Below are 13,685 nucleotides of genomic sequence, written 5' to 3'. Positions count from 1 at the left end.
CTGGTGGACGTGGATCTCGATACGCCCGCTGCGCGGGCTGCTCGACCAGCGAGGGAGACGCCCGCTGCGCGGGCTGCCCGATCAGCCGGGACGGGTGCGGCGCGGCGGGGCGCGCGCGTGCGGCGGCTACCCTCGGTCGGATGGACGACAGGTACGGGCAGGACGTGCTCGCCGGGGACTGGCGGGCGAAGCACAAGGTCGAGGTGGCGGTCGTCGAGGCCGTGCGCGACCTCGTGGTCGAGGAGGTCGCCTCCGGATTCGTGGGTGCCGTGCTCGGCGTCGAGATGCGGATGGTGCGGTTGGAGGACCGGTTCGGCAAGGTCCGCGTGTTCCCGATCGGTCCCGGGTTCCTGATCGACGGCAAGCCGGTCTCGCTCAAGGCGCCGGGCCTCAAGCGCGACGCGAACCTCGGACGGGCGCGGTCCGCCTCCGGGTCGTTCCACGTCGCCGACGCCAAGGCCCGTGTCGCGCTGCCCAGCCGCATCTACGTCGAGGGCCGGCACGACGCCGAGCTCGTCGAGAAGGTGTGGGGTCACGACCTGCGCGTCGAGGGCGTCGTCGTCGAGTACATCGAGGGCGTGGACCACCTCGACGAGCTGGTCCGAGCGTTCCGCCCCGGCCCCGGCCGCCGCATCGGAGTGCTCGTCGACCACCTCGTCCGGGGGTCGAAGGAGTCGCGCATCGCCGACACCGTCGCCGCCGGCCCGCACGGCGAGCACGTCCTGGTCGTCGGCCATCCCTACATCGACATCTGGCAGGCGGTGAAGCCCGACCGCGTCGGACTCGAGCGCTGGCCCGAGATCCCGCGATCGATCGAGTGGAAGCACGGCATCTGCGCGGCGCTCGGCTGGCCGCACGAGGAGCAGGCCGACATCGCGCGCGCCTGGCAGCGGATCCTGTCGAAGGTCACCACGTTCCGCGACCTGGAGCCCGCGCTGCTGGGACGGGTGGAGCAGCTGATCGACTTCGTGACGGAACCGGCGTGAGAGTCGCGGTCGCCCTCGCGCTCGACGTCCTCCTCGTCGCGGTGTTCGTCCTGATCGGCCGTCGCAGCCACGAGGAGGGCGCGGAGCTGCTGGGCTTCCTGACCACCTTCTGGCCGTTCCTCGCGGGACTGCTCGCGGGCTGGGCGCTCGCGCGCTCGTGGCGCGCTCCCGACCGGATCGTGCCCACCGGGCTGATCGTCTGGGCGGGCGCGGTCGTCGTCGGACTCCTGCTGCGCATCGTCTCGCAGCAGGGCGTGCAGTGGAGCTTCGTGATCGTCACCGCGCTCGTGCTGGGTGCGTTCCTCCTCGGGCGGCGGGCTCTCACGAGGCTCGTCAGGAGCCGCTGACCCTCAGCCCAGCACCTGCACGCCGAAGTGCTGAGCGAACAGCGGCAGCATCAGGCTCAGCTGCAACTCGGTCAGCGCCGCTCCGCGCAGGCCGTCGAGCCCGCCGAGCACGTGCAGCTCGGCGCCGCGCAGATCGAGGTGCTCGAGGCGGGCTCCGCCGAGCTCGAGGGAGCGGACGTCGCAGTCGACGAGGCGGACCCGGCCACCGGTAGCCCCTCCCAGGTCGAGCTCGTCGATCGTGCAGCGCTCGAGCAGGACGTCCCGGAGCGCGGCTCCGCGCAGGTTGACGTAGCCGAGCTTGCAGTCGGCGATCCGCACCTGCTCGAGGGTGCTCTCGTAGAGCTCGGCCGAACCGAGCCTCGAGCCGAGCAGTTCGACCGAGCGCCACCGGCTGCGGGCCGCGGAGAGGCCGGGCACGTCGATCCGCTCGACGCGCGAGTCGACGACGGACGCGGCGCGCAGCTGAGCCCCTGAGAGAAGGGCGGCGGAGAAAACGCACTCGCTGATCGAGACGGCGGTGAGGTCGGCGCCCGTGAGGTCGACCCCGTCGAAGCGCAGGCCCTCGGCGTGCTCGCGGGCGCCGAGATCGCCGGCGAACCCCTCGGCGAGTGCGTCGAGGCGGAGGGGATCGAGTCGGGGAGCGGGGATCGCAGCGCGCATCCGGGGAGCCTAGCCCGCACCGCCGACGCGGATCCCTCTCCCGCCCGCGGTGTCGGTGCGGCCTGGGAGGATGGACGGATGAACCCGACGCTGCTCGAACGGATGCCGACGCCCGACGCCGACGGGCGCGTGGACGACGACGCCGTGTACCTGGCGTTCACGGAGTGGGCCGAGGCCCGCGGGCTGCCGCTCTACCCCGCGCAGGACGAGTCGATGCTCGAGATCGCCTCCGGAGCGAACCTGATCCTGTCGACCCCGACCGGCACCGGCAAGTCGCTCGTCGCGATCGGCGCGCACGCCGCGGCCCTCGCCGCCGGGAAGCGCAGCTACTACACGGCGCCGATCAAGGCGCTCGTGTCCGAGAAGTTCTTCGCCCTCGTCGACGTCTTCGGGGCCGCGAACGTCGGCATGGTGACGGGCGACTCCTCCGTCAACTCCGACGCCCCGATCATCTGCTGCACGGCCGAGATCCTCGCCAACCTCGCGCTGCGCCACGGGCCCGAGACCGACGTCGACCAGGTCGTGATGGACGAGTTCCACTTCTACGCCGACCCCTCGCGCGGCTGGGCGTGGCAGGTGCCCCTCCTGACGCTTCCCCATGTGCAGTTCGTGCTGATGTCGGCGACGCTGGGCGACGTGACGGCGCTCGCCGCCGACCTCACCCGCCGCACGGGACGCGAGACGGCGCGGGTGACCGGCGTCGAGCGTCCGGTGCCGCTGCACTACTTCTACGAGATCGCGCCGATCCACGATTCGATCGAGGAGCTGCTCGCGACGAACCAGTCGCCGGTCTACGTCGTGCACTTCTCGCAGGCCGCCGCCCTCGAGCGCGCGCAGGCGCTCACCAGCGCGAACATCGCCAGCCGCGAGCACCGCGACCGCATCGCCGAGGTGATCGGCGGCTTCCGCTTCACCACCGCGTTCGGCAAGACGCTCTCGCGGCTGCTGCGGCTGGGCATCGGCGTGCACCACGCCGGCATGCTGCCCAAGTACCGCCGCCTCGTCGAGCAGCTCGCCCAGCAGGGCATGCTCAGGGTGATCTGCGGCACCGACACCCTCGGCGTCGGGATCAACGTCCCGATCCGCACGGTCCTGCTGACCGCGCTGACCAAGTACGACGGCACCCGGATGCGCCAGCTCTCGGCGCGCGAGTTCCACCAGATCGCCGGCCGCGCCGGTCGCGCCGGCTACGACACCGCGGGCACCGTGGTCGTGCAGGCGCCCGAGCACGAGTCCGAGAACCGCAAGGCGCTCGACAAGATGGGCGACGACCCCAAGAAGCGCAGGAAGTGGGTCGCGAAGCGGGCGCCGCAGGGCTTCGTGAGCTGGGGCGAGCCCAGCTTCCGCAAGCTCGTCGACGCGGAGCCCGAGACGCTCACCTCGCACATGACGATCACCTCGGCGATGCTGCTGAACGTGATCGCCCGCGGCGGCGACGCCTTCGCGAACGTTCACGCGCTGATCTTCGACAACCACGAGCCGTGGAAGCGGCAGCTCCAGCTGGCCCGGCGCGCGCTGGGCATCTACCGGACGCTGCGCGAGGCGGGCGTGGTCGAGCAGAGCGTCGGCGCGGACGGCGTGGTGCGCATCCGGCTGACCGTCGATCTGCAGCCCAACTTCGCGCTCAATCAGCCGCTCTCGCCGTTCGCCCTGGCGGTGTTCGACGTGCTCGACCCCGAGTCGCCCACCTTCGCACTCGACGTGATCTCGGTGCTCGAGTCGACGCTCGACGATCCGCGGCAGATCCTCGGTGCCCAGCAGTTCCAGGCGCGCGGCGACGCGGTGGCCGCGATGAAGGCGGAGGGGATCGAGTACGAGGAGCGGATGGAGCTGCTCGAGTCGGTCACCCACCCCAAGCCGCTCGAGGAGCTGCTCGACGCGACGTTCGCGACCTACACGGCGGCGCAGCCCTGGGTGCGCGACTTCGAGCTGTCGCCGAAGTCGGTCGTGCGCGACATGTACGAGCGGGCGATGTCGTTCGGCGAGTACACCGCGTTCTACAAGCTCTCGCGATCGGAGGGTCTCGTCCTGCGCTACCTGTCGGACGCGTTCCGCGCGGCCCGCCAGACGATCCCGGACGAGATCAAGAACGAGGAGCTGCACGACCTGATCGAGTGGCTGGGCGAGCTGGTCCGCCAGGTCGACTCCTCGCTCGTCGACGAGTGGGAGGAGCTGGTGAACCCCGCTCTGCACGACGCCGACCAGGCGATCGTGCCGCCTGCGCCGCGCCGCCTCACGGCGAACCAGCGCGCCTTCCGCGTGCTCGTGCGCAACGAGATGTTCCGCCGGGTCACCCTCGCGGCGCTCGACGACCACGAGGCGCTCGGCGAGCTCGACGCGGCGGCCGGGTTCGACTCCGACGCCTGGGGCGAGGCCCTGGACGACTACTACGACGAGCACGACACGATCGGCACGGGGCCGGATGCACGCGGACCGGCGATGCTGCTCGTCGAGCAGACGCCGACCGAGTGGCGGGTCCGCCAGATCCTGGACGACCCCGCGGGCGATCACGACTGGGGGATCTCGGCGAGGGTCGACCTCGCCGAGTCGGACGAGGCCGGCGCCGCGGTCGTGCGGGTCACGGCCGTAGGACGCCTGGACGGGGGACAGTGACCTGAGCCCGTCGATGCCTGCTCAGCGGCCCGACTCCCGCATACTCGGAAGGGTGACAGGGGAGACGGGAGCGAGCGCGACCGCCCGCGAGCGGCTCGCATGGGTCGACACGACGCGCGGGCTCGGCGTCCTCGCGGTGGTCCTCTTCCACGTCCTGATCTGGAACCACGACCTGCTGGTCGACGGCCGCTCCGCGGTGAGCGGGCTCTGGGACCAGGTCGGCGGGTCGCTCGGCCGGATCCGCATGCCGATCCTGTTCGCGCTGTCGGGGCTGCTCGCCTCCCGCGGGCTGCTGCGAGGCTGGCGCGGCGGCACGGCACGGCTGCGCCTGGTCTCGAACGGCTACCTCTACGTCGTCTGGGTGGTGCTCTACGGCGTCTTCTTCGCGGTGCTGGCCCGCCCCGGCTTCCCCCACTCGATCGACACCCTGCAGCAGTTCGCGCTGCAGGCGGTGCTGCCGACGACCACGCTCTGGTTCCTCTACGCGCTGGCGGTCTACCCCGTGGTGTTCGTGCTGCTGCGGGCGCTGCGCGTGCCGTGGTGGGGGATCCTGCTGCTGGGCGCCGCGGCGTGGTTCGTGGCGGCGGATCTGCGCGTGATCCTCTTCGGCGACGCCCTGCTGGCGAACTTCGTCTTCTTCGCGTTCGGCGTGCTCGGAGCCGAGCGGCTGCGCTGGTTCTCGCAGCCGCGCCCGATCGCCCTGCTCGCACCGCTGGGCGTCTTCGCCGTCGCGGTCGTCGGAGGGCGCGTGGTCCAGGGGCGCGCCGAGGACGTCCTCGGCTTCGTCGCGAGCGCGAGCGCGATCCCGCTGGCGATCGCGTGTGCAGCGCTCCTGTGCCGCTGGGAGCCGGCCGCGCGGCTCGGATCGGCGATCGGACGGCGCACGCTGCCGATCTACCTCTTGCAGGTTCCGCTGCTCGGACTGCTGTCCCTGGTCGCGGAGCCCGCGAGCACCGGGCTCGTGGAGCTCCTCCGGAACCCGCTGCTCGAGCTCGCCTACCCGCTCGCCGTCACGGCGGCGATCGTCGCGCTCTCGCTCGTGATCAGGTCGCTGCTCGCCCGGATCCCGACGGACCCGCTCTTCAGCGTGCCCGCGGCGCTCGTCGCGCTCGCCCGGCCCGCGCGCCGCGGCCGGCACGCGGGCTGAGTCACTCGGCGCTCACGCCTGGACGCGGCGCTCGGACGAGCGCTCAGGCCCAGATCTGCGCGAGGTACTCGGCGGTGACCTGAGGGCTGCGCTCGTGCACGTCGTCGGCGGTCCACTCGAGGATCGAGGGATCGATGGTCCACTCGCCCTCCTCGGGAGCGGCGCCGGAGGTCTCGTAGCCGGCGACCGAGTTCGTCACCGACGCCCAGGTCGCGGCGCCCATCGGCCCGATGAACGTGCTGTCGACCGCGGAGCAGCCGAACTCGGTGCCCGGGCCGTTCGAGGCGCCGAAGCCGCCCTCGGTGTCGGCCGCGTCGGGCAGCGGGAAGACGCGCTTGACCACGTCGGCGCCCACGACGAGGCAGTGCTCGTAGCGCACGCCCGAGGCGGAGCCGATCTGGAAGGCGGTGTTGCTCGAGGCGAAGTCGATGCAGTCGATGCTCGTGATCTCGCCGTAGTAGTTGCCGCCCTGACCCGAGAACTGCACGGTGTCGGTGTGCGCGTTCGAGCCCTTCTCCTTGTAAGCGGGAGCGGTCCAGCAGCCGATGCGGTAGATGAAGCGCAGGCCGCCGGCGCCCTCGGTCGGCGTGCGCGTGCTCGAGACGTCCTCGTCGCGCAGCTGCGCGTCCGGGACCACGACCTCGACGAGCTCGACGTTCTCGGTGAACTCGACCCCGTCGACCCCGTAGACGTTGTAGGCGTTCGTCGTGATGCGAGCGAAGGCGGAGCCGCTGCAGCCGCTCGCGAGGAACGCGCCGTTCGTGACGATGCCGCCGAGGGCGACCCCGTTCACGCGCAGCAGCCGCCACGAGTTCGCGGTGGTGACCGTGCCGAAGCCGTCGCGCGGGTAGACCAGGATGCGGTTCTCGCGCTCCAGCGACCCCACGTCCTGCATCATCGGCGAGGAGCTCGAGCCGGCGCCGCCTCCCGGCAGCTCGCCCGGCGCGACGAGGATCCGCACCGTGTCGGACGGGCCGACCTCGGACACGGCGCTCGTGATGGCCTCGCTGATCGCGGCCCACGAGCACTCGACCTCGACCTCGAGGTCGACGTCGCCCGTGATCCACGGGGTGAGCGAGGGCCAGTGCGTGCCGTTGGGGCCGAAGGAGGCGACGGGCTCGGGCACGCCGGCGAGCAGGTCGAGCTCGCGGGCCTCGGCGTCCGGGTCGCCCGGGACGCGCACGGTGTCGGGCGCGAAGGCGCGGTATGCGGCGTAGCCGGCACCGCCGAGCGCGGCGATGCCGAGGCCGGTGCCGACGGCGCCGAGGATCACGGCGCGGCGGCTGGGCCTGCGCGGAGGGAGCTCGTGGAAGCTCCCGTCGAACGGGGTCGCGTCGGCCGAGTGGTCGGCGTCGTCGGGCGGGAGGCGAGTGGAGTCGGCCAAGGGTGTCCAAACCGTCAGTGGGCGGTGCCGGAGGCGGCACGCCGCAGGTCCGGCGCGCAACGCTGTGCCGTGAGCGCCACCGTCGGGCTGTCGGAGCGCTCGGTCTGTACCCTAGCAGCCGCTCCCGGAGGGACGCCCAGGCTGTCCGGCGATCGTCGGTCAGCGGCCGCGGAGTTCCCGCTTGCGCATCTCGGCGGCGATGTCGTCCTCGGTGATCTCCTTCTTCATCGGCCCCCAGATCGCGGCGGCCTGCGCGACGACTCCGATCCCGATGCCCAGCATCGGCCAGATCGGCCAGAAGTAGCCGTCGGCGCCGCCTGCGATCCAGACGGTCGTGGTGATCGCCGAGACGCTCGCCCAGCCTCCCACCGTGCCGGCGAAGTCGCGTCGGCGCTTGATCTCGCGCACGGCCAGCGCCCGGTCGGCGTCCTCGACCCGCGCCGCCTCGGGGACGGCGGCGGCCGATCCCGAGGCCGGTTCGACGGCGGCCCCCGTCGCGTCCCGTCGTGCTGCAGGATCCGGGGATCCCCACTCGTCGCTCATCCGGCCCCCTCCGTCGTGTCCAGACTACGCACGAGCACGGAGTGCCGCACCGGGCCCTAGACGTGGGTGCGCTCCATGATGGCCGTCGTCAGCGCCTCCACCGGTTCGCGCGCGGCGGACGCGCTCTCCAGGAGCCGGAACTCGATGTCCTCGAGCTCGGGCAGGCCGAACCGGTCGCTGACGGTCACCAGATCGCCGGGGATCAGCGAGCGCGGGAAGACGGCGATGCCGATGCCGGCGCGGACCGCCGCGAGTACGCCGTTCACCTCCCGCGTGTTGCAGGTGATGCGCCAGGTGCGGCCCGCGGCCTCGAGCGCGTCGATCGCGATCTGCCGCGACACGCTCGGACCCCGGTAGGCGATGAGCGGCACCGTCTCGTCGTGCTCGAGGACGGTGTTCTCGTGCGCGACCCAGACCATGGCGTCCCGGCGGACGAGGCGGCCGTCCGTGGATCCCGGTGCGGTCTTCACGAACACGAGGTCGAGGTGCCCCGCGTCGAGTCGGCGGCGCAGCGGCCCGCTCTGGTCGACGGTCAGCTCGAGCTTCACCTGCGGGTGGAGCTGGCGGAAGTGGCGGAGGATCCGGGGCAGCTGCGTGATCGCGAGGTCGTCCGCCGATCCGAAGCGCAGCCGGCCCTGCATGGCGGTGCCGCTGAAGTAGTTCTCGGCCGCGGCGTGCGCGGCGAGGATCGTCCGTGCGAAGCCGGCCATGGCCACTCCGTTGTCGGTCAGCTCGACCTCGCGGGTGTCGCGCAGCACGAGGATGCGGTCCGCCGCCTCCTCGAGTCGGCGCACGTGCTGGCTCACCGTCGGCTGGCTGATCCCGAGCTGCGCCGCGGCGCGGGTGAACCCGCGCGTCTCGGCCACCGCGAGGAAGGTCCGGAGGAGAGCTGGGTCGTACACGGTTCCTCCTCGACGAGTCGCCTGTCATTGCGCAGGGCGATGCTCCGCAGCGCCCGATTCCTCGAGCTTATGCCGCGCTCCGAGGAGTCGGGTAGGCCCCGTCCCGTGAGCCGCCGGGTCGGGACGCCTCCGGCTGGCAGTGCGGGCACCACCAGGTGCGGCGCCGCTCCGGATCGTCGCGGACCTCGGCGCGCACGAGCACGGTGGTGCCGCAGCGCAGGCACGGCCGGCCCGCGCGGCCCACCACCCAGTGCCGCTCTCCCTGCCGGGTGTCGCCGGTCGTGGTCTGGAACATGCCGGGGATCGTGACGGAGGCGCGCAGGGCTCGAGCCGACGTCGCGACGAGGGCGCGCACGTCGAGGGAGCCGATCGGGCGCCAGGGCCAGAGGCCGCGGAGGAAGCAGACCTCGTTCACCCAGAGGTTGCCCAGGCCCGCGAGGTTCCGCTGATCCAGCAGCGCGGCGACGACGGGGCGGTCGGGATCGCGCGAGAGACGGGCGACCGCCTCCTGGGCGTCCCAGTCGTCGCGGAGCGGATCGGGACCGAGGTGCCCGATCGCCGTCGCGAGGTCGCGATCGGGCAGCAGCTCGACCACCGGCAGCTCGAGTCCCCAGAGTGTCGTGCCGTCGTCGAGGCGGAGGCGGACGCGCACGTCGGGCTGCACCCGCCGGGGGATCGCGCGGCCGGGAGCGGTGACGGTCCAGGAGCCCTGCATCCGCAGATGGGTGTGCAGGGTCCAGCCCTCGTCGAGGCGGGTCAGCAGGTGCTTGCCGTGGGTCTCGTGGCGGAGGATCCGCAGGCCGGCGAGGGCGGTTCCGGCGGCGTCTCCCGAGCGGAGCTCCCCGTCCTCCACCAGGCGGCCGTCCGCCGCCCGACGGAGCCGGGCGGCGAGACGGTGGACGCTGTCTCCCTCGGGCACGAGCCGCACTCTAGGCGGTGCGGCTCCTGCCCTTCTCAGGGAGGCCCACTCAGGAAGCGGGGTACGCCTCCTCGTAGCTGCACGTGGACCCGTCGCGCGCGGTGACGTCGATGGTCGCGACTCCCGCGTCGATCGAGCGCTCGTGCGTGTTGAAGGTGACGCTGAACTCGCGACCGGGCTTGAGCTTCTTGGTGGACTTCGTGCCGTAGTCGGTCGAGACGACGACGGCGACCTCCTCCGGACCGTTGTTCACCGCGGTGACGGTGACCGTCGCGAAGGGCCCACGGGCACCCGTCTCGGCGCTGGTCGCGACGTCGATGCTCGTGGTCGGGGCCTCGGGGAGGTCGAGACCGACGATCACCGGGTCGTGGTCGCTCGAGCGGAAGGCCGACGTGTCGTAGAAGATCGTCGCGTTGTAGTCGTAGCGGCTGTACTCCAGCGCCACGGACTCGCCGCTGTTGATGTTCCAGGTGTCGACGCCGGTGACGATCGCGTCGGCTGCCGGCGAGGCGAAGACGTGGTCGAGCGAGCCGACCGCGCCGTCGAAGGAGTAGGAGTACTCCCCGCCGTCCTTCGCACCCTGGTCGAGGTAGCCCGCGTCGGTGATGACCCGGATCGGGTCCTCCTGCGAGTAGGCGTTGAAGTCGCCGAGCAGGTAGACGAGCTCGGTGGCCTTCTCGGCCTGCAGACGGTCGGCGAACGCGACGAGCGCGGTGGCCTGAGCGACGCGGGAGGCGTTCGAAGCGCCCTGGCCGTCGCCCTGGTCGGCGTCGGCGCCCGAGCCGGAGCCCTTGGACTTGAAGTGGTTCACGATCGCCACGAACTCGCTCTCGGCGACGCCGATCAGGCGGAACTCCTGGGCGAGCGGCTTGCGCGCGTTCGAGAACGCGGTGGTGTCGTTCAGGATGACCGACTCGCCGACGGGCTCGATCACGGCCTTCTTGTAGATGAAGGCGGTGCGGATGACGTCCTCGTCCGCCAGCGCGGGCAGCGCGGCGGGCGAGGCGACGTAGGCCCAGACCTCCGAGCCTGCGGCCGCGTTGAGGGCCGCGGTCAGCGTGGCGAGGGCCTCGTCGCGCGGCTTGCCGAACTTGGCGGAGTTCTCGATCTCCTCGAGCGAGACGACGCCGGCGCCGAGCGAGTTGATCGCCGTGACGATCTTGGCCTGCTGGCGCTCGAGGTCGTCGGCGTTCGCGGCACCGCGGGCGTCGCAGCCGCTGTTCACGGTGACGGGGTCGCCGTCGCGGTCGGTGTAGAAGGTGCAGCCCGCGACGGAGTCGCCGGTGGTCGAGAAGTAGTTCAGCACGTTGAAGGAGGCGATCGCGACGTCGCCGCCCACGTTCTCCGGCGCGGCGGTCCGCGTGTCGGCGAACTCGGCCGGCTGCACCGACGCCGCGTTCTCGACGGTCAGCTGCGTGGTCGGCTGGAAGGACCAGCCGTTGTTGCGGTAGTCGAGCACGACGGGACCGGTGAAGGTCGCGGGGGCTCCGACGCGGATCGGCTCGGCGGGGGTCAGGTAGGGCAGCGGGATCGCCTTGTTGGCGGCCGAGCCGAGGAAGTTGATCGAGGCTCCGTCGTCGAGCACGATCGCGCGGGCCGCGTTGTCGGCGACGACCGCCGCGAGCTCGGGGGAGCCCGGACGCGCGACCTCGGTCGGGGTGAGCAGCGGCGAGGTGCCGGCGGCGAGGCCGATCGAGCCGAAGCTGTTCAGATCGAAGGTGTCGGTCACGGTGAACGGACCCTGCGGGGCGATCAGCATGCTCTCGAGCACCTCGCGCTCCGCGGCCGTGCGCGGCAGCTCGACGGCGGCCGGGACGACCGGCGCGGCCGGTGCCGCGAGGCGCACGACGGTGGCGGCAGAGGTGGGGGTGAGCTCGGTGAGGCCGTTGAACTCGCTCACGGCGCCGGTGATCTCGAGGTGGTCGCCGATCGCGACGGAGCCGACCGAGGCGGAGGAGTAGACGAAGACCGCGTCGGAGGCGGTGCGGCCCGTCGTGCTCCCGCCCGTGCCCGGGGTCTGGATGACGTAGCCGTTGTAGCCGCCGGAGGGGTAGCGGGCGGTGACGACACCCGTGGTCACAACGGTGCGGCCGACGAGCGGCGACGCGGCTCCGGTGCCCTGGATCTCGGCGATGGTCGCCCTCTCGGCGGGAGCGGGCGGGGTCGTCGGCGGGGTCGTGGGAGCGGTCGTCGGGCCGGGGGTCGGCGCGGTGCCGCCGCCGCTGGAGCGCGGGGTGGCCGCTCCGACGGTGAAGTCGGCGCTGTTGACATCGGTGTCGCCGGCGGTGCCGTCGGCGCGCGAGAGCGACTCGGTGAGCGTCGGCACCGGTGCCGCCGCCGTCTCGAAGGTGTTGGACGTGCCGTATCCGAGGAGGTCGAGGACGGCCTCGGGCTGCGGCGACGCCCCGGTGGGCGGAGCGACGAGCGGGGCGGTGCCCTCGACGAGGAAGACGGTGCCGCCCGCAGCGGCCAGGTTGAGGCCGCCCGCGATCTGGTCGGGGGCGGGCAGTGCGGCGCCGTTGGTCCCGTTGCTCGCGCCCTGCACCAGGAAGTGGCCGCCGGCCGGCACCGTGCCCTGCAGCGCGATGGTGGTGGTGGGGTTCGCGGTGCCCGTGGCCGAGCGGTACTGCAGGCTCGTGCCGCCGAGGGCGATGTCGGACCCGGTGGGGTTGTGCAACTCGACGAAGCGGTTGCTGTAGATCGCGCCGGCGGAGCCTCCGCGTGCGAAGACCTCGCTGATCACGAGCTCGTCACCGGACGGCGCGGCCGAGGCGGGCGCCGCGACGAGCGGAGCGGCGACGAGGGCGAGACCGCCGATCGCGGCGGCGGAGCGGGCGGCGACGGCGAGGGAGCGCCTCCGTCGGCGGAAAGGGGTGGCGGTGTCGAGCACCGGATCGTCGTTCATGGCTGTCCTCTCGGTCGCCGTCCGGGGAGGGACGGCCGGTCGCGCCTGCGTCGGCGCGGTGTGCGCGCCCCTGAAAGGGGCACGAACAGCCACGCTATGCAGCTCAGATGCCCGATCCGTGAACCAGGTGTTTCATGAGTGTGAACTCAGCCACCGACACCCGGTCGCGCCGGACCCGACGGTCCGCGCCGCTACGGTCGAGCCATGACCGATCCCCACGATCTGCGCGGCCGCCTGGTCCGCGCGCACGGCGACTCCCGGGATCGGGCGGGCGATTCCGCGTCCTCCGACGTCACGGGCTGGTGGCGCGATCCGGGCCTGCTGGCCGCTCTGGGTCCGGGGCTCGGCGATCTGTTCGCCGAGGAGGAGATCACCGCCGTCCTGGGCCCCCAGACGCGCGGCACACCACTCGCCGCCCTCACCGCCCTGCACCGCGGCGTCGGGCTCGTCGAGGCGCGCAAGGCGTCGGCCCCGGTCGAGGACTCGGCCGACTGGTGGGAGTCGGCGATCGCCTTCGACTACCGCGACGATCCGCTCCTGTTCCGCGTGCGGCGCGCGCTGCTCGGACCCGGCGACCGCGTGCTGCTCGTCGACGACTGGATCGAGACCGGCACCCAGGCGGCCGCGTGCCGTCGTCTCGTCGAGCTCGCCGGAGCGGAGTGGGTCGGCGCGGCCGTCGTCGTCGACGGCCTGGAGGACGACGCGCGGCGCGCCGACCTGCGGGTGCGCTCGCTCGTGCTCGACGCGGAGCTGTGAGCGCGCGATCGGGACGACCTCGGCCCGCTCGCGGCGGACGTCCGGGAAGGGCGGCCATGATCGGGGGATGATCACCTTCGAGCTGGCCCGGGCGCTGCGCACCGCGGGCGTGCGCTGGTCCCCGGTCACCGGCGACCGCTTCCGCATCGAGCGGGAGGGGTTCGACGGCGACGTCTTCACCGTGAGCGACATGACCATCGAGGCGCACGAGTACCCCAGCGGCACCGTGCTCGGCTTCAACGGCACCACCGAGTGGGCGCTCGACTCGGTCTCGCTCGACGACTCGCTCTGGCTGCCGCGGGAGGACCAGCTCCGCGAGCTCCTGCGCGGCACGTTCCGCTCGCTCCGCCGACTCGCAGGGGAGCCCGTGCGCTACGCGGTCGAGATCGAGCTGGCCGGAGCGACGCGCGTCTTCGAGGACGAGGTCGCCGAGAACGCCTACGCCGAGGCGCTCCTCGCGCTGGTCAGCTCGCTGTCGGTCGATCTCGACGACGTCGACGAGCTCGTCTGAGCCGTCCGACCG

12 protein-coding genes are annotated in these 13,685 nt (G+C 72.4%); 6 read left to right on the top strand and 6 right to left on the bottom strand.

The features are described from left to right. The first annotated feature begins 140 nt into the window (after nucleotides 1-140). Together IOC53_RS06295 and IOC53_RS06290 are read left to right on the top strand one after the other, a co-directional pair. Complete coding sequence (locus IOC53_RS06295) at nucleotides 141-986, top strand: DUF3097 domain-containing protein (RefSeq protein WP_207403504.1); 846 nt, start codon at nucleotides 141-143, stop codon at nucleotides 984-986. Further along, the gene (locus IOC53_RS06290) at nucleotides 983-1,333 is read left to right on the top strand and encodes a DUF3054 domain-containing protein (RefSeq protein WP_207403503.1); all 351 of its coding nucleotides are present in this window, start codon (nucleotides 983-985) and stop codon (nucleotides 1,331-1,333) included. The genes IOC53_RS06295 and IOC53_RS06290 overlap by 4 nt, the downstream gene beginning before the upstream one ends. 3 nt (nucleotides 1,334-1,336) lie before the next feature. Here IOC53_RS06290 and IOC53_RS06285 read toward each other — a convergent pair whose 3' ends face one another. After that, on the bottom strand, nucleotides 1,337-1,993 hold the full coding sequence (locus IOC53_RS06285) for a pentapeptide repeat-containing protein (protein ID WP_207403502.1): 657 nt from the start codon (nucleotides 1,991-1,993) through the stop codon (nucleotides 1,337-1,339). 78 nt (nucleotides 1,994-2,071) lie between these two features. Here IOC53_RS06285 and IOC53_RS06280 point away from each other — a divergent pair, with 78 nt between their 5' ends. Both IOC53_RS06280 and IOC53_RS06275 read left to right on the top strand, forming a co-directional pair. Next, on the top strand, nucleotides 2,072-4,606 hold the full coding sequence (locus tag IOC53_RS06280) for an RNA helicase (protein WP_207403501.1): 2,535 nt from the start codon (nucleotides 2,072-2,074) through the stop codon (nucleotides 4,604-4,606). Nucleotides 4,607-4,658: 52 nt separating this feature from the next. After that, entirely contained in the window at nucleotides 4,659-5,753 is a 1,095-nt protein-coding gene (locus tag IOC53_RS06275; RefSeq protein ID WP_207403500.1) for an acyltransferase family protein, read from the top strand. A 43-nt stretch (nucleotides 5,754-5,796) separates the two neighbouring features. Here the strand turns inward: IOC53_RS06275 and IOC53_RS06270 are convergent, their stop codons facing one another. From IOC53_RS06270 to IOC53_RS06250, 5 genes are all read right to left on the bottom strand, one after another. Further along, a complete protein-coding gene (locus IOC53_RS06270; RefSeq protein ID WP_207403499.1) occupies nucleotides 5,797-7,137 on the bottom strand; it encodes a hypothetical protein in 1,341 nt (446 codons plus the stop codon). 159 nt (nucleotides 7,138-7,296) lie between these two features. After that, nucleotides 7,297-7,680, bottom strand: a complete 384-nt coding sequence (locus tag IOC53_RS06265) for a 2TM domain-containing protein (protein WP_207403498.1) — start codon at nucleotides 7,678-7,680, stop codon at nucleotides 7,297-7,299. A gap of 56 nt (nucleotides 7,681-7,736) precedes the next feature. Beyond that, entirely contained in the window at nucleotides 7,737-8,582 is an 846-nt protein-coding gene (locus tag IOC53_RS06260) for a LysR substrate-binding domain-containing protein (RefSeq protein ID WP_207403497.1), read from the bottom strand. Between the two features lie 67 nt (nucleotides 8,583-8,649). Beyond that, nucleotides 8,650-9,501 (bottom strand): Fpg/Nei family DNA glycosylase, encoded by an 852-nt coding sequence (locus IOC53_RS06255; protein WP_207403496.1) that lies wholly within the window; start codon nucleotides 9,499-9,501, stop codon nucleotides 8,650-8,652. A 49-nt stretch (nucleotides 9,502-9,550) separates the two neighbouring features. Then, nucleotides 9,551-12,406, bottom strand: a complete 2,856-nt coding sequence (locus tag IOC53_RS06250) for an ExeM/NucH family extracellular endonuclease (protein ID WP_207403495.1) — start codon at nucleotides 12,404-12,406, stop codon at nucleotides 9,551-9,553. Between the two features lie 204 nt (nucleotides 12,407-12,610). On the opposite strand from IOC53_RS06250, the gene IOC53_RS06245 reads away from it, so the two are divergent. Together IOC53_RS06245 and IOC53_RS06240 are read left to right on the top strand one after the other, a co-directional pair. After that, nucleotides 12,611-13,162, top strand: a complete 552-nt coding sequence (locus tag IOC53_RS06245; RefSeq protein WP_207403494.1) for a phosphoribosyltransferase family protein — start codon at nucleotides 12,611-12,613, stop codon at nucleotides 13,160-13,162. Nucleotides 13,163-13,229: 67 nt separating this feature from the next. Then, entirely contained in the window at nucleotides 13,230-13,673 is a 444-nt protein-coding gene (locus IOC53_RS06240; RefSeq protein ID WP_207403493.1) for a pilus assembly protein CpaE, read from the top strand. Nucleotides 13,674-13,685: the final 12 nt, after the last annotated feature.

The sequence above is a fragment of the Rathayibacter sp. SD072 genome, from assembly GCF_017355185.1.
GTDB lineage: Bacteria > Actinomycetota > Actinomycetes > Actinomycetales > Microbacteriaceae > Rathayibacter.
This window is presented reverse-complemented; position numbering and strand designations above follow the sequence as displayed.